This window comes from Pseudomonas abyssi, from assembly GCF_002307495.1.
GTDB classification, from domain to species: domain Bacteria; phylum Pseudomonadota; class Gammaproteobacteria; order Pseudomonadales; family Pseudomonadaceae; genus Halopseudomonas; species Halopseudomonas abyssi.
In genome coordinates this window covers 44,846-65,687 of the sequence record NZ_NTMR01000011.1, presented here as the reverse complement: position 1 = coordinate 65,687, position 20,842 = coordinate 44,846, and the positions used below count along the sequence as shown (strand labels likewise).

Below are 20,842 nucleotides of genomic sequence, written 5' to 3'. Positions count from 1 at the left end.
GTAGCTTGTAGCTTGTAGCTTGCAGCTAAAGCGAAGCGGTCTAGCCGCCCGACTGGTCCTCCAGCTCCGCCCAGCGCTCCATAGCGGCGTCCAGTTCGGCCTGTTTGGCTTCCACTGCCGCCAGCACCGGCGCGGTCACCTCATGCGATTGCAGATAAAACTCGGGATCGCCGACCTGCGCCTGCAAGGCTTCAAGCTCACCCTCCAGCGCCTCCAATACAGCAGGCAACCCGTCCAGTTCGCGCTGCAACTTGTAGCTGAGTTTGGGCTTGGCGGCCGCTGCCGGTGCTGCCGCAGCTGGTTCAGGGGGCGGCTCGGCAACCGGTGCACTCTGCGGCTGCGCCTTCTCACCCCACTCCGCGAGTTGGTCAACACTGCCGCCCTGCCGCAGCCAGTCGGCATAGCCGCCGACATACTCACGCACCCTGCCCTGACCTTCGAACACCAGGCTGCTGGTGACCACGTTATCCAGAAACGCCCGGTCGTGGCTGACGATCAGCACGGTGCCGTCGAAACCGGCGAGCACTTCTTCCAGCAGTTCCAGGGTTTCCACGTCCAGATCGTTGGTCGGCTCATCGAGCACCAACAGGTTGGCCGGCTTGCTGAACAGACGCGCCAGCAACAGGCGCGCGCGCTCACCGCCGGACAGCGCCTTGACCGGCGTACGTGCGCGCTCGGCCGAAAACAGAAAATCGCCGAGGTAACTGATGATATGTCGACGCTCGCCGTTGATTTCGATGAAATCACGGCCTTCGGAGATGTTATCGATGACCGTTTTTTCCGGCTCCAGCTGGTCGCGCAGCTGGTCGAAATAAGCCACTTCCAGGCGCGTGCCGCTGTGAATGCGACCACTGGTCGGCTGCAGTTGCCCCAGCAGCAGCTTGAGCAGCGTACTTTTGCCGGAACCGTTGTTGCCGATCAGACCGATCCGGTCACCGCGGATCACGTTAAGCGACAGGTCACGCACCAGCAGCGCGCGGCCAGGCCAGGCAAAGCTGACATGCTCGACCTCGATAACCCGCTTGCCGGAGGCCTCTGCAGTTTCCAGCTGGAAGCTCGCCTTGCCCTGACGTTCAATACGCTGGGCGCGCTCGTCCCGCATCGCCTTGAGGGCCCGCACACGGCCTTCGTTGCGGGTGCGGCGGGCTTTGATGCCCTGGCGAATCCAGGCCTCTTCCTGCGCCAGCTTCTTGTCAAACAGCGCATTGGCCGTGGCCTCGGCAGCCAGCTGCTGCTCCTTGTGCTCAAGAAAGCTGCGGTAGTCGCCCTGCCAGTCAATCAGCTGGCCGCGATCCAGCTCCAGAATGCGCGTCGCCAGCGCCTGCAGGAAGGCTCGATCGTGGGTAATAAACAGTACGGCACCGCGAAATTCCAGCAGTACCGACTCCAACCAGGCAATCGTATGGATATCCAAATGGTTGGTCGGCTCATCCAGCAGCAGCACATCAGGCTCAGCCACCAGCGCCTGGGCCAGCAAGACGCGGCGGCGCCAGCCACCAGACAGCTCGGACATTTGTTTGTCGGCCGGCAGGCCGAGCCGCGTCAGTGTGGTATCAACCAACTGATCCAGCCGCCAGCCATCTTTGGCTTCGAGCTGAACCTGCACTTTCTCCAGCCGCGCCAGCTCCGCGTCACCCATCTCGCCAGTAATCAGGTGATGGTACTCGGCCAGCAGCTCGCCCACCCCAGCCAGGCCGGAGGCGACCACGTCGTAAACGGTCTTGTCGTCGGCCGCCGGCAGCTCCTGCGGCAGTTGACCAATCTTCAAACCCGGCGCAAACCAGATATCGCCCTCGTCAGCACCCTGCTCACCGGTCACCAACCGGAACAGGCTGGACTTGCCGGCGCCATTGCGGCCGATCAGACACACGCGCTCGCCCCGGTCGAGCTGAAAGCTCACCTTGTCGAGCAGCGGATTGAGGCCGTAGGCCAGGGATACATCAGAGAACGAGAGCAGCGCCATAACTCACCTGTTGGTTTGCAAGCCGCATAGTCTACCCTGTGGCGGGCGTGCCGATAACCGCTGTGCGCCATTTCACATGCCGGCCCTATGCCGCCGTCAGGCAACAGGCTAAGCTGTGCGCAAATCGGCCGCAGCCAGCAAAGCAGACAGCCGCAACGACAATTACCGAGCTTGCAACGCCCTCGCGGCAGGAGAATCATGCGTCGCCACACCCGCTCCTTTCTCACCTGTACTCTTCTTGCCAGCCTGCTGCTGCCCGTGCTGGCCCAGGCCAATGCTCGTCTGGACAGCCAGCGCCTGAATTATGATCGCGCGCTGGAGGCCATCGACAAGGAGCAGTGGGAGCAGTTTCGACAGCTGGAGCCGGGGCTACGCGACTACGTGCTCTACCCCTACATCCGCCAGGCTTACCTGAACCAGACTTTCGACAGCGCCACCGATCAGGACCTGGCCGACTTTGTTCGCGATCACAGCACCCTGCCCTTTGCCAGCCGCCTGAAAGACCGCTGGCTGACCCGCCTGGCGCGCCAGGGCAAATGGCAGCAGTTTGACCAGCAGTACCAGGAGGCTGACCGCAACGCCAGCCTGGATTGTCGCCGTGCCATGCACCAATGGGATATGGGCGACCAAGCCGGCGCCATGCAGCAGGCCCAGACACTCTGGACTGTCGGTCGCTCACAGCCCAACGCCTGCGACCCGCTGTTTGATCGCTGGCGCGCCGCTGGCGGCTTAAACGACGACGTGGTCTGGCAACGTATCCGCCTGGCCCTGCTGTACCGCCAAGACGCCCTGGCCCGCTACCTGACCAAGCTAATGCAGGACAACCAGACGCTGGCGACTCTATTTGTCGATACCGCCACCCAGCCAACCAAACTCCGCGATGCCAGCGCCTATCGCAACCTGCCGCCCCAGCGCATGACCGACATTGCCACCGTCTCACTGCGCCGACTCGGCCGCGATGACGCGAGCACCGCATTGAGCCTTTGGCCGCAATACAAGGATCTGCCGTACGCCGAGGAAGACCGCCTGGCCATCACCCGCGATATCGGCGTACGTCTGGCCAAAAAGGTCGACCCGGCCGCCCTGCCCTTCATGGCAGCCAACGATCCACAGATGAAAGATGACGACGTCAGCGAGTGGCGCGTGCGCCTGGCCCTGCGGACCCGCCAGTGGGATACCGCCAGCCAGCTTACCGCGCAACTGCCGCCTTCACTGGCCGGACAGAGCCGCTGGCGCTACTGGCGCCTGCGCAGTGCGCAACTGGCCAACAACGGCGTGGGCGAACTGGTCAGCGACTATCAGGCGCTGGCGCAGGAGCGCGATTTCTACGGCTTTCTCGCAGCAGAACGAGCGCGTCAGCCCTACGCCCTGAATCATCAGCGCGCCAGCGTGCCGGACGCGGTCATGCAGAGCGTGCAGCAAGACCCGGGCACCCTGCGCGCCAAGGAGTTTCTGGACCGCAATGAAGTGATCAATGCTCGCCGCGAGTGGTATCACGCGGGTGACCGCTTCAACCGCGAGCAGCTGATTGCACAGGCCGTCCTGGCCAACCAGATGGCCTGGTACTTCCCGGCCATCCGCGGCATCAGCCAGGCACAGTACTGGGACGATCTGGATATCCGCTTCCCGATGGCCTATCAGCAATCAATCAAGGATCAGGCCCAGACACGCCAAATCAATTCCACCTGGGTTTATGCCATCACCCGTCAGGAAAGCGCTTTCATGGCCGACGCCCGCTCACACGCTGGCGCCATGGGCCTGATGCAGTTGATGCCGGCCACCGCGCGGGAAACTGCTCGACGCTACGCCATCCCTTATTCCGGCAATCAGGATGCCTTGATCCCCGAGCGCAACATCGCCCTGGGTGCGGCCTACCTGTCTGGCCTGCATCGCCAGTTCGCTGGCAACCGGGTACTGGCTTCCGCCGCCTACAATGCCGGACCGGGGCGCGTGCGTCAGTGGACCCGCGACATGGGCAGCCTGCCATCAGACGTGTGGATTGAGGCCATTCCCTTCGATGAGACGCGCAAATACGTGCAGAGCGTACTTAGCTATGCAGTGATCTACGGTGAGAAACTCGGCATTCAGCAACCAGTGATGGAACAGCACGAGCGCTATCTGGAGCCTTGAGCCATCAGCGCTCAGGACTCCAGCCGCTGCAGCCGGGTACGTACCACCTCGACCAACTGGTCGGGCTGGAATTTGGACAGGAAGCCGTCACAGCCGACCTTCTCGACCATGGCCTTGTTGAAGTTGCCGGACAACGAGGTGTGCAGCACCACATACAGGTCTTTGAGGCGCGGATCCTTGCGAATCTCGGTGGTTAAACGATAGCCATCCATCTCCGGCATCTCGGCATCGGTGATCACCATCAGCAGGCGCTCGCTGAGGTCTTCACCGGCGTCGGCCCAGCCCTGCAGCATGCGCAGGGCTTTCAGCCCGTCGGTAGCCACATGCAGCTGCAGGTCGAGCTGCGCGAGCGTGTCACGCACCTGATTGACACCGGTCGGCGAATCATCCACCACCAGCACTTCGCGCCCGCGGGCGCGCTGCAGCAGCGGGTCTTCCAGCAAGGCATCGCTGACCCGGGTATTGAACGGTACGATTTCCGCCAACACCTTCTCGACGTCAATGATCTCAACCAGACGCATGTTATCCAGCCGCGTGATGGCGGTCAGATAATGCGCGCGCCCAGCGCCTCGCGGCGGTGGCTGCACGGCGTCCCAGTTGAGGTTCATGATGCGATCGACCGCCCGCACCAGAAACGCCTGCACGGAGAGGTTGTACTCGGTGACGATGATGGTGCTGTTGGCATCCACAGCCTGCGGCTGCAAACCGATGGCACCGGACAGATCAATCACTGGAATGGTCTGCCCGCGCAGGTGGATAACGCCGACCACGTTTGGGTGGCGCTGGGGCATCTGGGTCAACGCCGGGAGCGTGAGGACTTCGCGAATCTTGAAGACGTTGAGCGCAAACAGCTGCGGTCCGGCAAGCTGGAACAGTAGTATTTCCAGTCGGTTTTCACCAACCAGTCGCGTGCGCTGGTCAACCGTATCCAGAACCCCTGCCATAACGTCGCCTCATCGTGCCGATGGAACAAGCGCTGGCACGAGGCCAGCCTGTTTGCAGCAGTATAGCGCTACAGCTGCGGCCCGGCGCAAGCATACGTCAGGCCGGCGCCGATTATTTATGCACGGCCACGACGAGCGGTTGCTGCCAAATCAGTAGTAGGCATTCTCGGTAACGCTGTGGTCGGTGGCGTCGCGCACACCGTTGATCTCGGGAATCCGCGCAATCATGGTTTTCTCGATGCCCTCCTTAAGAGTCACATCGACCATGCCGCACCCCTGACAGCCGCCACCAAACTGCAGGATCGCAATACCGCCCTCAATCACATCCACCAGCTTGACGTCACCGCCGTGGCTGGCCAGTCCCGGGTTAATCTCGGTTTGCAGCAGGTAGTTGATGCGGTCGTTCAGCGGACTGTCGTCGTTGACCATCGGCACCTTGGCGTTCGGCGCCTTGATCGTGAGCTGGCCGCCCATGCGGTCGGTAGCAAAGTCCACCAGCGCCTCTTCGAGAAAAGGCACGCTGACGGCGTCTTGCCAGACATTGAAAGAGTCCAGCTTGAGCAGCTCGTCCTCCGGCTTTTGCTCGCCGGGCTTGCAGTAGGCAATACAGGTTTCCGCGTAGGGGGTGCCCGGCTGAGTGATGAACACCCGAATGCCGACGCCTTCAGTATCCTGCTTGGACAGCAGGTCAGCGAGGTAGTCCTCTGCCGCCTGGGTAAAAACAATGCCTGCCATGAAATGCCTCGTACTCAATGACCTTATAGGGCGCAAGTGTAAGGGATGCACGCTCGCGAATAAAGCCCTACCTTTTTACTTGGTTATTATCCACGCAGCAGCCAACTGCCACCCAAGCCCGCGCCGTGCTATGATTTTCGGCTTTTCAGCGCGCCTTTCCCGGAGTACCCATGCCTGACCGAAGCACCCGCCTGACCGCCCTGCGTAACGCCCTGCAGCAGCGCATCCTGATTCTTGATGGCGGCATGGGAACCATGATCCAGAGCTACAAGCTGGAAGAAGCGGACTACCGCGGCGAACGCTTTGCCGACTGGCCCAGCGACGTCAAGGGCAACAACGACCTGCTGCAACTGACGCAGACCGAGGTGTTATCGGCCATCCAGAAAGCCTATCTGGACGCCGGCGCCGACATCATCGAAACCAACACGTTCAACGCGACGCGCATTTCCCAGGCCGACTACGGCATGCAGGCGCTGTCCTATGAGCTGAACGTCGAGGGGGCCCGCATCGCCCGCCAGGTTTGTGACGCGAAGACCGCCGAAAACCCGGACCGCCCGCGCTTCGTCGCCGGGGTGCTGGGCCCGACCAGCCGCACCTGCTCCATCTCACCGGACGTGAATGACCCGGGCTACCGCAACGTCACGTTCGACGAACTGGTAGAAAACTACATTGAATCGACTCGCGGCCTGATCGAAGGCGGCGCCGACCTGATTCTGATCGAAACCATCTTCGATACCCTGAATGCCAAGGCGGCCATTTTCGCCGTGCAGCAGGTTTTCGAAGACGACGGCATCGAACTGCCGATCATGATCTCCGGCACCATTACCGATGCCTCCGGTCGCACCCTGTCCGGCCAGACCACCGAAGCCTTCTGGAACTCGGTGCGCCACGCCAAGCCGTTGTCCATCGGTCTGAACTGCGCTCTGGGCGCCAAGGACCTGCGCCCCTATCTGGAAGAACTGTCCAACAAGGCAGATACCTTTGTTTCGGCGCACCCCAACGCGGGCCTGCCCAACGAGTTCGGCGAGTACGATGAAACCCCGGAAGAAATGGCTGCGGTCATCGAAGACTTTGCCCGCGCCGGCTTCCTCAACATCGTCGGCGGCTGCTGCGGCAGCACACCCGGGCATATTCGCGCCATCGCCGAGACCGTTGCCCAATATCCGCCGCGCAAGATCCCGGAGATCGCACCAGCCTGCCGTCTCTCCGGCCTGGAACCCTTCACCATTACCCGGGAATCGCTGTTCGTTAACGTCGGCGAGCGCACCAACATTACCGGCAGCGCCAAGTTCGCCCGCCTGATTCGTGAGGAAAACTACACCGAAGCGCTTGAGGTTGCCCTGCAGCAGGTAGAAGCCGGAGCCCAGGTCATCGACATCAACATGGACGAGGGCATGCTCGACTCCAAGGCGGCGATGGTGCGTTTTCTCAACCTGATCGCCGGCGAGCCGGATATTTCCCGCGTGCCGATCATGATCGACTCCTCCAAGTGGGATGTGATCGAGGCCGGCCTCAAGTGCATTCAGGGCAAGGGCATCGTCAACTCGATCTCGATGAAGGAAGGGGTTGAACAGTTCAAACAGCACGCGCGCCTGTGTAAACGTTACGGCGCGGCCGTCATCGTCATGGCCTTCGACGAAGCCGGTCAGGCTGATACCGAAGCGCGCAAGAACGAAATCTGCCAGCGCTCCTACGATATCCTGGTCAACGAAGTCGGCTTTGCGCCGGAAGACATCATTTTCGACGCCAACATCTTTGCCGTGGCTACCGGCATCGAAGAGCACAACAACTATGCTGTCGACTTCATCAATGCCTGCGCCTATATCCGCGACAACCTGCCCTACGCACTGAGCTCGGGCGGCGTGTCCAACGTGTCCTTCTCGTTCCGCGGCAACAACCCGGTGCGCGAGGCGATTCACTCGGTGTTCCTCTACTACGCCATTCGCAGCGGGCTGACCATGGGTATCGTCAACGCCGGCCAGCTGGAGATCTACGACGAAATCCCAGCCGAACTGCGTGACCGCGTTGAGGACGTGATCCTCAACCGCAACCCTGATGCCACCGACGCCCTGCTGGCCATTGCCGAGCAGTTCAAGGGCGACGGCGCCGCCAAGGAAGCAGAAAACGAAGAATGGCGCAGCTGGCCGGTGGAAAAACGCCTTGAGCACTCGCTGGTCAAGGGCATCACCGCCTGGATCGTCGAAGATACCGAACTGGCTCGCCAGCAGGCCAAGCGCCCGATCGAAGTTATCGAGGGCCCGCTGATGGCCGGCATGAACGTGGTCGGCGACCTGTTCGGTGCCGGCAAGATGTTCCTGCCGCAGGTGGTCAAATCTGCCCGGGTCATGAAACAGGCCGTCGCGCACCTGATCCCCTTTATTGAAGAGGAAAAGGGCGACACCCCCGAGGCCAAGGGCAAGATCCTGATGGCCACGGTAAAAGGCGATGTGCACGATATCGGCAAAAATATCGTAGGCGTGGTACTAGGCTGCAACGGTTATGACATCGTCGATCTCGGCGTGATGGTGCCGGCGGAGAAAATTCTGCAGACCGCCATCGACGAAAAGTGCGACATCATCGGTCTCTCCGGTCTGATCACCCCGTCGCTGGACGAGATGGTCCACGTAGCCAAAGAAATGCAGCGCCGCGACTTCCATCTGCCGCTGCTGATCGGCGGGGCCACCACCTCCAAGGCGCACACCGCCGTGAAGATCGAGCCGCACTATCACAACGACGCGGTGATTTACGTGACCGACGCCTCTCGTGCGGTCGGCGTGGCCACCTCGCTGCTGTCCAAGGAGCTCAAGCCGGGCTACGTGCAGCAGATTCGCGAGGATTACGCCGTAGTCCGCGAGCGCACCGCCAACCGCTCGGCGCGCACCGAATACCTGACCTATCAACAGGCGGTCGACAATCGCCTGCAGCTCGACTGGACCGACTACCAGCCGCCCACCCCGCGCGCGCTCGGCGTGCAGACACTGGACAACATCGATCTGCGGGTGCTGGCCGAATATATCGACTGGACGCCCTTCTTCATCTCTTGGGATCTGGCCGGCAAGTTCCCGCGCATCCTGCAAGATGAGGTGGTTGGCGAGGCGGCAACCGCGCTGTACGCCGACGCCCGCAGCATGCTGACCCGCCTGATCGACGAGAAACTGATCAGCGCCCGCGCGGTTTTCGGTTTCTGGCCGGCCCAGCAGGTCGCACATGACGACATCCAGCTGTTTGACCCGCAAGGTGAACCGCTGGCCCTGCTGCACCACCTGCGCCAGCAGACCATCAAGCCCGAAGGCAAGCCCAACCTGTCGCTGGCCGACTTTGTAGCCCCGGCAGACAGCGGCAAGACCGACTACGTCGGCGGCTTTATCACCAGCGCCGGCATCGGCGCCGAAGAGCTGGCCAAGGAGTATGAGGCCAAGGGAGACGACTACAGCGCCATCATGGTCAAGGCGCTGGCCGACCGTCTGGCCGAGGCCTGCGCCGAATGGCTGCACGAGCAGGTGCGAAAGAACTACTGGGGGTACGACAGCGCCGAAGAGCTGGACAATGACAGCCTGATCCGTGAGCAGTATCGCGGCATTCGCCCGGCACCTGGTTATCCCGCCTGCCCCGATCACACCGAAAAGGCCACGCTGTTCAAGCTGCTCGATCCTGAGGGCACCAGCGGCGTGACCCTGACCGAGCACTTCGCCATGTTCCCGGCGGCGTCCGTCAGCGGCTGGTACTTCTCGCATCCGCAAAGCCAGTATTTCGCGGTCGGCAAGATTACCCGTGATCAGGTTGAGTCCTACAGTGCCCGCAAAGGTCAGGATCAGGCAGTCAGCGAACGCTGGCTGGCACCCAACCTCAGCTACGACAACTGATGGCCCTGCTCCCCTCCCGCGCACGGCTGCGCAGCATCGCCGTGCTCGGGCTGCCGATTATGGGCGGCATGCTGAGCCAGAGCCTGCTTAACCTGGTGGACGCCGCCATGGTCGGCAGCCTGGGCAGCGAGGCGCTGGCAGGTGTGGGGCTGGGCAGCTACGCCAACTTCATGGCCGTTGCGCTGGTCATGGGACTGGGCGCCGGTGTGCAGGCCATGGTGGCACGCCGCCAGGGCGCCGGTGACACCAACCGGATTGCCGGTCCGCTCAACGAAGGCCTGCTGATTGCTCTGCTGCTCGCCGTGCCGCTCACTCTGCTGTGCTGGACCCAGGCCGAGCGCATCATTCGCTTTCTCGCCGACGACCCTGCAGTGGTCGAGATAGGCACTCATTACTTCCAGTGGCGCGTGCTGGCCATCGTAGCAGTGGGCGCCAACTTTGCCTTTCGCGGCTACTGGAACGGCACCCACCGGGCCGGCCGCTACCTGCAGATTCTGATCATCATGCATGTCGCCAATGTGCTGATCAGCTATGGCCTGATCTTCGGCCGCTTCGGCCTGCCGGAGATAGGCGCCGAAGGCTCGGGCATGGGCACCGCGATCGCCATGCTGCTGGGCTCGGCGCTGTATTTCGGCATCACCCTGCATGGCGGGCGCGAACACGGCTTCCTGCGGGCTCGGCCACGCGGCACCGAGATTCGCGCCATGTTGCGCCTGGCCCTGCCCAATTCACTGCAGCAGTTCTTCTTCGCCACCGGAATTACCACCCTGTTCTGGATTGTCGCGCGCATCGGCACCGACGAGCTGGCCATCGCCCATGTGCTGGTCAACCTGGCGCTGTTTCTGATTCTGCCCGGCGTGGGCCTCGGCATGGCCGCCACCACACTGGTCAGTCACAGCCTGGGACGGCAAGAGCCGGAGCAGGCCTATCGCTGGGGCTGGGACGTGGTCCGCGTGGCCGTCCTGGTGCTCTTTGTACTGGGCATGCCGTTCTGGCTGGCGCCACATCTGATTCTTGGCCTCTTTACCCAGGATCCGGCACTGATCGACCTCGGCGAATGGCCGCTGCGCATTACCGGCCTGGGCATGAGCCTGGATGCGACCGCCCTGGTCCTCACCCAGGCGCTGCTGGGCGCTGGCGCCAGCCGCACCGTCATGGCCGTAAACTTGGGTAGTCAATGGCTGCTGTTTTTGCCCTGCGCCTATATTGCCGGACCGCTACTGGGCGGCGGCCTGCTGCTGGTGTGGCTGCTGCAGAGCCTGTATCGCTGTATCAACTCGATGATTTTTGCGCTGATGTGGCGTCGCCGGCATTGGGCCGACATTCGCATTTGAGCCGCTAAGCACCTAAGCTGGCAGAGCACCCTAACGGAGCTGTGCCCATGAGCGAGTCAGATCAACAGCAGCCGAACGACAAGCCGATGCGCCTGCGCGACACCCTCTCCAGCGTGCTGGCTGCCGCCTTGGGCGTGCAGAGCAACCGGGCCCGCGAGCGCGACTTCAGTCAGGGTAAACCCAGCCACTTTATTATTGCCGGTGTTGGCTTTACCCTGCTATTTGTCCTCTGCGTACTGGGGGTCGTGAAACTGGTATTGCATGTCGCTGCTGGCTGACAGCAGGCCTACTGGCCACTGACCCAGAACACAGCAGCCACCACCACGATAAGAATCAAGGCAACCGCGGCCATGGCGTCCAGGGACGATTCGCCCGCACTGCTCTCCTGCAGGTTGTGGTCTGTCATATAAAAGCCCTCTGTCTTGTTGTTATGGTTGTAGTGCAATGTCAGATAACAGTTAAGACCATTCCAACACGGCTCTCAAGGCCGCTTTTTATGTACAAAATCGATCTAAACATATAGATAAACATTCCTTTTGTGCATATTCAAAAACTGCTATTGTCTGCCCGCCCAAGCCTGAAGGGTCATGACTAAAGAAGGGGCCAGCAGTGCCCCATGAACAGGTTTCTGTATGTATATCTACGACGAATATGATCAGCAGATCGTCGAGGACCGCGTAAAGCAGTTCCGCGATCAGACCCGCCGCTTTCTCGCCGGCGAGCTGAGCGAGAGCGAATTCCTGCCGCTGCGCCTGCAGAACGGTCTGTATGTTCAGCGCTACGCGCCAATGCTGCGCGTTGCCATCCCCTACGGCCTGATTTCTGCCAGACAAGTGCGCAAACTGGCCCTGATTGCCCGTCAGTACGACAAGGGCTATGTACATTTCAGTACCCGTCAGAACGTGCAGTTCAACTGGCCGGCCCTGGAAGACGTGCCGGATATTCTGGCCCACCTGGCCGAAGTCCAGATGCACGCCATTCAGACCAGCGGCAACTGTATCCGCAACACCACGACCGATCAGTTTGCCGGCGTTGCTGCTGACGAGCTGGTTGACCCGCGTCCGTGGTGCGAAATCATCCGTCAGTGGTCTACCTTCCACCCGGAATTCGCCTTCCTGCCGCGCAAGTTCAAGATTGCCGTCAACGGCGCTGAGGCGGACCGTGCCGCCATCGGCGTACACGACATCGGCCTGAACGTTGTACGTAACGATGCCGGCGACATCGGCTTCCGCGTGCTGGTGGGTGGCGGTCTCGGCCGCACGCCGATTGTCGGCTCGCAGATTTGCGAATTCCTGCCCTGGCAGCACCTGCTGACGTATCTCGATGCCATCCTGCGTGTCTACAACCGCTATGGCCGTCGTGACAACAAGTACAAGGCGCGCATCAAGATCCTGGTCAAGGCTCTGACTCCCGAGGTCTTCGCCGAGAAGGTCAATGCCGAATGGGCGCACACCAAGGACGGCCCGGCCACCCTGACCCAGCAAGAGCTGGATCGTGTTGCCGGCCACTTCTCTGCGCCTGCCTACGAGCAGTTCAGCGGCGACGACGCCGACTACCTGGCCAAGCGTGAAGCCGAAAAGGGCTTCAACAACTGGGCGCTGCGTAACGTGCACGCCCACAAGGTACCGGGCTATGCCGCGGTTACCCTGTCGCTCAAGCCGACCGCGGTTGCCCCGGGCGATGCCGACGACAAACAGCTCGACGCCATTGCCGACCTGGCCGATCAGTTCAGCTTCGGCGAGCTGCGCGTTACCCACCAGCAGAATCTGGTGCTGGCCGACGTACGCCAGAGCGACCTGTACGAGCTGTGGCAAGCCTGCCGCAAGCATGGTTTTGCGACCCCCAATATCGGCCTGCTGACCGACATCATCTGCTGCCCCGGCGGCGACTTCTGCGCCCTGGCCAACGCCAAGTCGATTCCGATCGCCGAAGCCATCCAGCGCACCTTTGATGACCTGGACTACCTGCACGACATCGGCGATCTGGACCTGAACATTTCAGGCTGCATGAACGCCTGCGGTCACCACCATGTGGGGCACATTGGCGTACTGGGCGTCGACAAAAAAGGCCAGGAGTTCTATCAGGTCTCGATTGGCGGCAACAGCGGTCGCGACGCCAGCATCGGCCAGATCCTCGGCCCGTCCTTCTCGGCCGAAGATATGCCCAGCGTGATGACCAAGGTGATCGATGTCTACATCGAGAACCGCACCCCCGAAGAACAGTTCCTCGATACCTTCAAGCGTATCGGCATGGCACCCTTCAAGGAGCGCGTGTATGCAGCGGCTAATTAAGAACGGTGAGGTGGTCAACGACAGTTGGCACCTGCTGGACAAGGACGCCACCCTGGACGGCCTGCCCAACAGCGACAGTATCATCGTGCCGCTGGCACTGTGGCTGGAGCACAGCCATGCCCTGAAAGCCCGTGATGGCGGTCTGGGTGTGTGGCTGGACAGCGACGAGGAAGTGGAAAGCATTGCCGATGACCTGCAGCAGTTCCAGGTTATCGCACTGAACTTCCCGGTCTTCAGCGACGGTCGCAACTACTCCAACGCCCGCCTGCTGCGTGACCGCTACCAGTACCAGGGCGAAGTCCGCGCCATTGGCGATGTCCTGCGTGATCAGCTGTTCTTCATGCAGCGCTGCGGCTTTGACGCCTTTGCCCTGCGTGCCGACCGCAACGCCGATGAGGCGCTGGAAAGCCTGAAAGACTTTTCCAACACCTATCAGGCAGCGACCGATCAGCCGCTACCGCTGTTCCGCCGCCGCGCCTGAGGCGCAAAAAAAAACCGGGGCTGGGCCCCGGTTTTTTTATGCCTGCTTGATACATGCTGCCAGCCGACTAATCCAGATTGACCACCACGCGCCCGGTCATCTTGCCGGTCAGAATACGCTCGATCTCGTTGGGCAGCTCCTCCAGCGAAACTTCCCGCTCCAGATTGTGCAGATCGGTCTTCCACTGCAGCGACAGCCGATCCCACATCGACGCCTTGACCACCAGTGGCAGCTCGACCGAGTCCACCCCCAGCAGGTTGACGTTGCGCAGAATGAACGGGAACACAGTCGCGGCAAAGGCTCCGCCGGCGGTCATCCCGCAGGTGGCGACGCTGGCACCATAGCGCAGCGACTTGACCACGTTGAACAGGATATCGCCCCCCACGGTGTCCACCGCCCCTGCCCACTGCTCCTTGAGTAGCATCTTTTCTGTGCCGCTTTGCAGCGCGGTACGGTCAACAATTTGACTGGCACCCAGGCGCTTGAGCATCTCGGCCTGCAGCGCCTTGCCAGTGGCGGCGGCCACCTCATACCCCAGGCTGGACAGCATGGCCACGGCAATACTGCCCACGCCCCCTGTCGCGCCGGTCACCAGTACCGGCCCCTGACCAGGCGTCAGGCCGGCCTGCTCCAGCTTGTCGATACACAGGGCCGCCGTCAGACCGGCAGTCCCCAGTACCATGCTGTCACGCAGGGACAGCCCCTCAGGACGCTTGATGACCCAGCTCGCCGGCACCCGAATATACTGGCCAAAGCCACCAGCGGTGCCCATACCCAGGTCGTAACCGGTCACAATCACCTCATCGCCCGCCACCAGCTCTGGCGCAGAGCTGGCCTCCACTACACCCGCCGCATCGATGCCCGGGGTGTGGGGGTAGTTCCGGGTGACGCCCTTGTTGCCGCTGGCGGACAGGGCATCCTTGTAGTTCAGCGAGGAGTAGCGCACACGAATCAGTACGTCGCCTTCGGGCAGTTCATCCACGTGCCGCTGCTGCACGGCCGAAACATAGCGTCCGTCCTGCTCAGATACCACCAACGCCTTGAATTCAGACATATTCGCTCCTACCAGAATCGTTGATTGTGAAAGCGTGAAGCCCAGGTGACCAACAGCTTGTCAGCCGTCTGGGACAGGCCGCCGGACAGGCGCTCCTGCAGCCGCTTACGCTGTTCAAACTGCACCTCAAAGACGTCAGCCTGGCGAACGCGCTCGCACAGATACTGATCGCTGGTCTTGATCTCATCGGCCAGGCCGCGCGACAGGGCTTCGCTACCAAACCAGACCTCGCCGGTTGCCACCGCGTCAATATCCAGTGTCGGGCGGTAGCGGGCCACAAACGCCTTGAACAGGCGGTGGATGGTTTCCAGATCTTCCTGAAATTTCTCCCGCCCCTTGTCGCTGTTCTCACCAAAGATAGTCAGTGTGCGCTTGTATTCGCCAGCCGTCAGCATCTCGAAGTCGATATCGTGCTTCTTCAGCAGACGATGCACGTTGGGCAACTGAGCCACCACACCAATGGAGCCGAGCATGGCAAAGGGCGCTGCCAGAACGCGGTCGGCAATACAGGCCATCATGTAGCCGCCGCTGGCCGCTACCTTGTCGACGGCGATAGTCAACGGAATCCCTGCCTCGCGCACTCGTACCAGCTGCGAAGCCGCCAGCCCGTAGGCGTGGACCATGCCACCGCCACTTTCCAGGCGCACCAGCACCTCATCGCTCGGGCGGGCGATTTCCAGCACCGCGCTGACCTCGTGACGCAGGTTCTCCAGCGCGCTGGCCTTGATGTCACCGTGAAAGTTGAGCACGTAGACGCGCCCCTGCTCGTCCGCCTGCGGGTCCTTGCTGCGTGCCTTGGCCTCCTGCTTGCGGATCTTGAGCTGCGCCTTGCGTGCCTGCTTACTGAGCACCAGCTCGCTCAGTTGTTCGTTCATACGCTGGAAACGGTCATTCAGACGACTGACCTGCAGCGTCCCCTCTGCCCGCTTGCCACGGCCCTTGCTGGCCGCGACCAGCACGATGAGCGCACCAACAACCAGCAGCACCGTCAGCGCCTTGGCGAGGAAAAAGACATACTGATCAAACCATTCCACTGCGCTCTCCACCCTGTTCAAATAGCCTGCATTGGCGCTCAAGCATACAGCAACGCCCTGTCCATGGGCGGCGCCGGCGCTGGCAAAATTCAAACGCTCGTATGATTTTGTATTGACAGCCTCGTCAGCTCAAGCCTAACCTCAACGCATAACAGCAAACGGGACCGGGGATTGTGGGCAGTATCTACCTGATCAGACACGGGCAGGCGTCGCTGGGCGCAGCCAACTACGATGAACTGTCCCCGCTGGGCGTGCGCCAATCCCAGCTGTGCGGCGAGTTTCTGCATCGCTGCGGCCTGCGTATTGATGCCTGCTATGCAGGCGATCTGCGCCGTCAGATAGACACCGCCCGTCACTGCCTGGCGGGCTTGCGCCAACCCGAAACCGACATACAGATCGATCCGGCATTCAACGAATACCACTCTGATCCCGTCATGGCAGCCTACCTGCCCCGGGTGCGTGATCACATCGCCGACACCGACTTCTACCTCGCCCATGCCGGGCAATACCGCAAGGAATTCCAGCGTATTTTCAGCATGGCTGTGACCCTGTGGATCACCGACGATAACCCGCCGCAGGGCTGCCCCACCTGGCAAAGCTATGTAGATCAGGTAGCCGGCGGTCTGCAGCGCGTCATGGCAGCCAACACCGACAGCGGCCAGAACATCGCCATCTTTGCCTCGGGCGGCACCATTACCGCCGCCCTGCAACTGATCACGCAAATGCCAGCCACCAGCGCCTTTGAGCTGAACTGGCAAATCGTGAACACCTCTGTCAGCCGGTTGCAGTACCGGGCGGACAAGGTCAGCCTGGCTGCCTTCAACAGCCAGGCGCACCTGGACATCCACCAGCGTCCGGAATGGATCAGCTACAGATAACCGCGACGGCGCATCCAGCCCCGTCACTTCAACCAGCATAGGAACGACCGATGACTACCGTTGCAGAAATCACCAGCCAGATGGAATCCAAGTTCAACTCAGCCGCTGCAGCCGGTCTGGATCTGGTATTCCAGTTCAACATCACCGACGACGAGAACTTCAACGTGACCGTCAAGGATGGCACCTGCGCTCTGGCCAAAGGCGAAGCCGCCGATCCGAACGTCACCCTGATCATGGACAAGGAAACCCTGGTCGGCGTCATGACAGGCGAAACCGACGGCATGCAGGCGTTCATGGGCGGCAAGCTGCGCGCTGAAGGCGACATGATGCTGGCCCTCAAGCTGGGCGAACTGTTCCCCGCCTGAGGCCGACAGCCAAGGAGGGGTGCCGCCCTGGCCCCCTCTCTGCCCCGCAATCAGGCAGACCACCAGGCAAAGCGCCCCAGAACCGGGCACACAGCCATTCCACCGACTCCCCCCTTTGCTTCAAAAACATCTAACCAACTGATTACACTGGTATTAGCCAGAGAGGCATGCGACTTGCTTTAGTTAATACCATCTTGTATCCAAGACGGTATTCAACACTATGAGCAACAGCACCACCGGTTTCACCCTGAGCCAATGGCAGCAAGCCTACCAACAACCCGGCGTCTCCCCCGACACGCTGCTGCCCGCTCTGCGCGCCCAGCTAAGCGAGACAGACAACGCCTGGATCAGCCTAGCCAGCGCCGAGCAACTGACCGGCCAACTGCAAGCACTGGCAGCCCAGCTGGACGCTGCCAATGGTGACCTGACAACACTGCCGCTGTACGGCGTGCCCTTTGCGATCAAGGACAATATCGATGCTGCCGGATGGCAGACCACTGCCGCCTGCCCAGCCTTTGGCCGTGTCGCCGATAACGATGCGACCGTGGTCACCCGCCTGCGTGCGGCCGGTGCCATTTTGATTGGCAAGACCAACCTGGATCAGTTTGCCACCGGGCTGGTGGGCACCCGCTCGCCCTACGGCGCAGTCGCCAACAGCTTCAACCCCGAGTACGTCAGCGGTGGCTCCAGTTCAGGCTCAGCCAGTGCCGTCGCCCGCGGGCTGGTGCCCTTTGCACTGGGCACCGACACCGCCGGCTCGGGTCGCGTACCGGCCGGCTTCAACAACATCGTCGGCCTCAAGCCAACGCGCGGCTGGTTGCCCAATACGGGCCTGGTTCCGGCCTGCAAAACGCTGGATTGCATCTCCGTTTTCGCCCTGACCGTAGAGGATGCCGAGCAGGTCGCCGGCATCGCTGGCGGTTTCGACCCTGCCGACCCTTATAGCCGCGCCAATCCTGGCAGTGCACCGGTCGGTATGCCTCAGGCGCCGCGCCTGGCGATTGCCAGCAACCCCGAGTTCCACGGCGACCAACAGATGCAAGCCGCCTACGAGGCCGCGCTGGAGCAATGGCGCGCGCTGGGAGCCGAGCTGTGCGAGATCGACTTTAGCCCCTTTGCCGAACTGGCAGCCCAGCTGTATCAGGGCTCCTGGGTGGCGGAGCGGACAGTTGCTGTCGATGGCGTCAACCCGGACGACATGGACCCGGTGGTACGCGCGATTACGGCCGGCGGCGACCAGTACAGCGCCTGCGACGCCTACCGCGCGGAATACACCCGTGCCGAGCTGTCACGTCGGATCAACCTGCTGCTGGCCGACTTCGACGCCCTGCTGGTCCCTACCTCACCGACCATTCGCCGTATCAGCGAGATGCAGAATGAGCCGGTGCTGTATAACAGCCAATTTGGCACCTACACCAATTTCACCAACCTGGCCGACCTCAGCGCGCTGGCCGTACCGGCAGGGTTCCGCGCAGACGGTCTGCCAGCGGGCGTCACGCTGATTGCTCCGGCCTGGCACGACCACGCCTTGGCCAGCCTCGGCAAACGCTGGCAACAGCACATGGCACTGCGACTGGGGGCCACCGACCGCCCCTGCCCGCCGCCGGCCGAATCGTCCCCGCCCGCACCCGGTTCCGTTCGCGTTGCGGTGGTTGGCGCCCACCTGACCGGCATGCCGCTCAACTTCCAGCTCACCACCCGCGACGCCTGCCTGGTAGAGCAGACCCTGACCTGCGCCGACTACCGCCTGTATGCCCTGCCCGGCACCGTCCCCCCCAAACCGGGATTGGCGCGCGTCAACGAGGATGGCGCACAGATCATCGTCGAGTTGTGGGATGTACCCATAGCCCGCTTCGGCGAATTTGTTGCCGAAATTCCACCGCCGCTGGGCATCGGCAACCTGCAACTGGCCGATGGCCGTTGGGTCAAGGGATTCATCTGCGAGCCAGCCGCACTGCAGGGCGCACGCGACATTACCAGCTTTGGCGGCTGGCGCGCCTTTATCGCCAGCCAGAACAACCACTAACCCCAAATAGCGCCACCAGCTGCGCCCTGCAGCCGGTGGCCCATTGATCCAGCCAATGCTCCGGCAACACCCTGTCTAATCCTCTGACACATTCCTTGTTACTGCCCCATCGCTGCTTTAGATTAAGCGGTCATGTCGCCCTGCCCGGCGCGCGCAGTTATCTGCGGCCGCTGCGCGGCATCCAATCAGCGCCTCTGCAAGGAGGCAGAACGAGATCAAGGATCAAGCCATGCAAAAGACCCAACTGTTCGACCTCGACGGCAAAGTAGCCCTGGTAACCGGCGGCAGCCGCGGCATCGGTGAAGCCATCGCCAAGCTGCTGGCCCAGCAGGGCGCGCACGTGATCATCTCCAGCCGCAAGGTCGAAGACTGCCAGGCCGTAGCCGACGCCATTGTCGCCGCCGGTGGCAAGGCGTCAGCCCAGGCTTGCCACATCGGCGACATGGAGCAGATCGTCGCCACCGTTGCAGCGATTGAATCGCAGTTCGGCAAACTGGACATCCTGGTCAACAACGCTGCTGCCAACCCCTACTTCGGTAACGTGCTGGACACAGACCTGGGCGCCTTCCAGAAGACCGTTGACGTCAATATCCGTGGCTACTTCTTCATGTCGGTAGAAGCCGGCAAGCTGATGCGCAAAAACGGCGGCGGCAACATCCTCAACGTCGCCTCGGTCAACGGCGTCGTGCCCGGCCAGCTGCAGGGCATCTACTCCATCACCAAGGCAGCGGTCATCAACATGACCAAGGTCTTCGCCAAGGAAACCGCTCAGTTCGGCATCCGCTGCAACGCCCTGCTGCCAGGCCTGACCGACACCAAGTTCGCCTCAGCCCTGACCACCAACGACGCGATCCTCAAGCCGGCACTGGAGCGCATCCCGCTGGCCCGTGCAGCAGACCCGTCCGAAATGGCCGGCACCGTGCTGTACCTGGTGAGCGAAGCCTCCAGCTACACTACCGGCGCTGCCATCAACGTCGACGGCGGCATGCTGTCCTGATTGCCAGCCGGCAATAAAAAAGGCTGCCCACGGGCAGCCTTTTTTGTTTCTGCGTAGCGACACGCTCGGGGGGACAGCGCTCACAGCCCCTTCATGGCCGCGCGTGCCTGTGCATTCAACGGCTCTGGCGTCAGGCCGGTGGGGCCGACCTCAAGGGCAAAGCGCGCACCATCCACCAGGGGCACAAAGCGCACTTCAAAGGCATCAGCCTGCACCATCGCCTGGCTTTCCAGCCGATCAACCCAGACCCACAGATCACGCCAGGCCGGCGTGGGGTTGAAGTTGGCTGACAGCGCGCTACCGGCATCACGCTGTTGTTCCAGTGCGATATAGCGCCCCAGCAGCCGATGCATCCGGTAGCCGTCCTGCAGGCCAATCAGGCTCGCCAGGCCGTGCCAGCGCAGCACCTCTACCTCAAGCTCCCAGAGATCACCGGTCAAGCGCACCCTGCGCTCTTCTCCCGCACCGGACAGCACCGCCTCATACTGCTGATTACCTACCTTGCTGAAGGTCAGAGTGCCCGCCGTGGTGCGTGGCTCGATCACCCTGAAATACTGCAGATCCCATGCGAGCAGCCCGATCAGGGTCGCCAGCACCAAGCCCAGCAACAGCACATTGCCTTTCACCCAGCCTGCCAACCAGCGCAAATGCCAGCCATAGCGCACGACCAGCAGTACCAGCAGCGCTGCCAGCACAGCAGCGATCAAGGCCAGTCCGAAAAATTGCATACCCAGCGACTCCTTGCGT

At 62.0% G+C, this 20,842-nt stretch carries 16 protein-coding genes; 10 read left to right on the top strand and 6 right to left on the bottom strand.

The genetic code is table 11. The features are described from left to right. Window positions 1-40 precede the first annotated feature (40 nt). Window positions 41-1,963, bottom strand: coding sequence for an ATP-binding cassette domain-containing protein (locus tag CNQ84_RS09415; protein ID WP_096004634.1), 1,923 nt, complete (start codon window positions 1,961-1,963; stop codon window positions 41-43). 198 nt (window positions 1,964-2,161) lie between these two features. Between CNQ84_RS09415 and CNQ84_RS09410 the strand changes: the two genes are divergently transcribed. Continuing rightward, the gene (locus CNQ84_RS09410) at window positions 2,162-4,093 is read left to right on the top strand and encodes a transglycosylase SLT domain-containing protein (RefSeq protein ID WP_165771263.1); all 1,932 of its coding nucleotides are present in this window, start codon (window positions 2,162-2,164) and stop codon (window positions 4,091-4,093) included. 11 nt (window positions 4,094-4,104) lie between these two features. On the opposite strand, the gene CNQ84_RS09405 is transcribed toward CNQ84_RS09410, so the two are convergent. Both CNQ84_RS09405 and nfuA read right to left on the bottom strand, forming a co-directional pair. After that, window positions 4,105-5,037 (bottom strand): chemotaxis protein CheV, encoded by a 933-nt coding sequence (locus tag CNQ84_RS09405; RefSeq protein WP_096004632.1) that lies wholly within the window; start codon window positions 5,035-5,037, stop codon window positions 4,105-4,107. 150 nt (window positions 5,038-5,187) lie between these two features. Next, window positions 5,188-5,772 (bottom strand): Fe-S biogenesis protein NfuA, encoded by a 585-nt coding sequence (gene nfuA / locus CNQ84_RS09400; protein ID WP_096004631.1) that lies wholly within the window; start codon window positions 5,770-5,772, stop codon window positions 5,188-5,190. Window positions 5,773-5,942: 170 nt separating this feature from the next. Here nfuA and metH point away from each other — a divergent pair, with 170 nt between their 5' ends. The 5 genes from metH (at window position 5,943) to CNQ84_RS09375 (ending at window position 13,741) form a co-directional block, all read left to right on the top strand. Then, window positions 5,943-9,635, top strand: coding sequence for a methionine synthase (metH, locus tag CNQ84_RS09395; RefSeq protein ID WP_096004630.1), 3,693 nt, complete (start codon window positions 5,943-5,945; stop codon window positions 9,633-9,635). Continuing rightward, window positions 9,635-10,969: an MATE family efflux transporter gene (locus CNQ84_RS09390; RefSeq protein ID WP_096004629.1), complete on the top strand. Its 1,335-nt coding sequence runs from the start codon at window positions 9,635-9,637 to the stop codon at window positions 10,967-10,969. Before metH ends, CNQ84_RS09390 begins: the two co-directional genes overlap by 1 nt. A gap of 47 nt (window positions 10,970-11,016) precedes the next feature. Next, window positions 11,017-11,247, top strand: a complete 231-nt coding sequence (locus CNQ84_RS09385) for a DUF2970 domain-containing protein (protein WP_065335795.1) — start codon at window positions 11,017-11,019, stop codon at window positions 11,245-11,247. A gap of 354 nt (window positions 11,248-11,601) precedes the next feature. Then, window positions 11,602-13,260, top strand: a complete 1,659-nt coding sequence (locus tag CNQ84_RS09380) for a nitrite/sulfite reductase (RefSeq protein WP_096004628.1) — start codon at window positions 11,602-11,604, stop codon at window positions 13,258-13,260. Then, entirely contained in the window at window positions 13,244-13,741 is a 498-nt protein-coding gene (locus CNQ84_RS09375) for a DUF934 domain-containing protein (RefSeq protein ID WP_096004627.1), read from the top strand. Before CNQ84_RS09380 ends, CNQ84_RS09375 begins: the two co-directional genes overlap by 17 nt. Window positions 13,742-13,808: 67 nt before the next feature. Here the strand turns inward: CNQ84_RS09375 and CNQ84_RS09370 are convergent, their stop codons facing one another. After that, the gene (locus tag CNQ84_RS09370; protein ID WP_096004626.1) at window positions 13,809-14,795 is read right to left on the bottom strand and encodes a YhdH/YhfP family quinone oxidoreductase; all 987 of its coding nucleotides are present in this window, start codon (window positions 14,793-14,795) and stop codon (window positions 13,809-13,811) included. 8 nt (window positions 14,796-14,803) lie between these two features. Then, a complete protein-coding gene (sohB, locus tag CNQ84_RS09365; protein ID WP_096004625.1) occupies window positions 14,804-15,829 on the bottom strand; it encodes a protease SohB in 1,026 nt (341 codons plus the stop codon). Between the two features lie 173 nt (window positions 15,830-16,002). On the opposite strand from sohB, the gene CNQ84_RS09360 reads away from it, so the two are divergent. The 4 genes from CNQ84_RS09360 to CNQ84_RS09345 all read left to right on the top strand — a co-directional run bounded on the left by CNQ84_RS09360 (window position 16,003) and on the right by CNQ84_RS09345 (window position 20,095). Beyond that, a complete protein-coding gene (locus CNQ84_RS09360; RefSeq protein ID WP_096004624.1) occupies window positions 16,003-16,707 on the top strand; it encodes a histidine phosphatase family protein in 705 nt (234 codons plus the stop codon). 50 nt (window positions 16,708-16,757) lie between these two features. Beyond that, complete coding sequence (locus CNQ84_RS09355; protein ID WP_083729026.1) at window positions 16,758-17,072, top strand: SCP2 sterol-binding domain-containing protein; 315 nt, start codon at window positions 16,758-16,760, stop codon at window positions 17,070-17,072. Between the two features lie 220 nt (window positions 17,073-17,292). After that, a complete protein-coding gene (gene atzF / locus CNQ84_RS09350) occupies window positions 17,293-19,098 on the top strand; it encodes an allophanate hydrolase (RefSeq protein ID WP_096004623.1) in 1,806 nt (601 codons plus the stop codon). A 229-nt stretch (window positions 19,099-19,327) separates the two neighbouring features. Then, window positions 19,328-20,095: an SDR family oxidoreductase gene (locus CNQ84_RS09345; protein WP_096004622.1), complete on the top strand. Its 768-nt coding sequence runs from the start codon at window positions 19,328-19,330 to the stop codon at window positions 20,093-20,095. An 80-nt stretch (window positions 20,096-20,175) separates the two neighbouring features. Here CNQ84_RS09345 and CNQ84_RS09340 read toward each other — a convergent pair whose 3' ends face one another. Continuing rightward, window positions 20,176-20,823 carry a hypothetical protein gene (locus CNQ84_RS09340; RefSeq protein ID WP_096004621.1) on the bottom strand — a complete coding sequence of 216 codons (648 nt, stop codon included), beginning with the start codon at window positions 20,821-20,823 and terminating at the stop codon, window positions 20,176-20,178. Window positions 20,824-20,842 lie beyond the last annotated feature (19 nt).

What these genes read in the sequence shown, in the direction of transcription:
- CNQ84_RS09370 (WP_096004626.1), bottom strand. Translation starts at nt 14,795, where the DNA reads ATGTCTGAATTCAAGGCGTTGGTGGTATCTGAGCAGGACGGACGCTAT.
- CNQ84_RS09415 (WP_096004634.1), bottom strand. Translation starts at nt 1,963, where the DNA reads ATGGCGCTGCTCTCGTTCTCTGATGTATCCCTGGCCTACGGCCTCAAT.
- CNQ84_RS09345 (WP_096004622.1), top strand. Translation starts at nt 19,328, where the DNA reads ATGCAAAAGACCCAACTGTTCGACCTCGACGGCAAAGTAGCCCTGGTA.
- metH (WP_096004630.1), top strand. Translation starts at nt 5,943, where the DNA reads ATGCCTGACCGAAGCACCCGCCTGACCGCCCTGCGTAACGCCCTGCAG.
- nfuA (WP_096004631.1), bottom strand. Translation starts at nt 5,772, where the DNA reads ATGGCAGGCATTGTTTTTACCCAGGCGGCAGAGGACTACCTCGCTGAC.
- CNQ84_RS09380 (WP_096004628.1), top strand. Translation starts at nt 11,602, where the DNA reads ATGTATATCTACGACGAATATGATCAGCAGATCGTCGAGGACCGCGTA.
- CNQ84_RS09355 (WP_083729026.1), top strand. Translation starts at nt 16,758, where the DNA reads ATGACTACCGTTGCAGAAATCACCAGCCAGATGGAATCCAAGTTCAAC.
- CNQ84_RS09390 (WP_096004629.1), top strand. Translation starts at nt 9,635, where the DNA reads ATGGCCCTGCTCCCCTCCCGCGCACGGCTGCGCAGCATCGCCGTGCTC.
- CNQ84_RS09410 (WP_165771263.1), top strand. Translation starts at nt 2,162, where the DNA reads ATGCGTCGCCACACCCGCTCCTTTCTCACCTGTACTCTTCTTGCCAGC.
- CNQ84_RS09405 (WP_096004632.1), bottom strand. Translation starts at nt 5,037, where the DNA reads ATGGCAGGGGTTCTGGATACGGTTGACCAGCGCACGCGACTGGTTGGT.
- CNQ84_RS09375 (WP_096004627.1), top strand. Translation starts at nt 13,244, where the DNA reads ATGCAGCGGCTAATTAAGAACGGTGAGGTGGTCAACGACAGTTGGCAC.
- CNQ84_RS09340 (WP_096004621.1), bottom strand. Translation starts at nt 20,823, where the DNA reads ATGCAATTTTTCGGACTGGCCTTGATCGCTGCTGTGCTGGCAGCGCTG.
- CNQ84_RS09385 (WP_065335795.1), top strand. Translation starts at nt 11,017, where the DNA reads ATGAGCGAGTCAGATCAACAGCAGCCGAACGACAAGCCGATGCGCCTG.
- atzF (WP_096004623.1), top strand. Translation starts at nt 17,293, where the DNA reads ATGAGCAACAGCACCACCGGTTTCACCCTGAGCCAATGGCAGCAAGCC.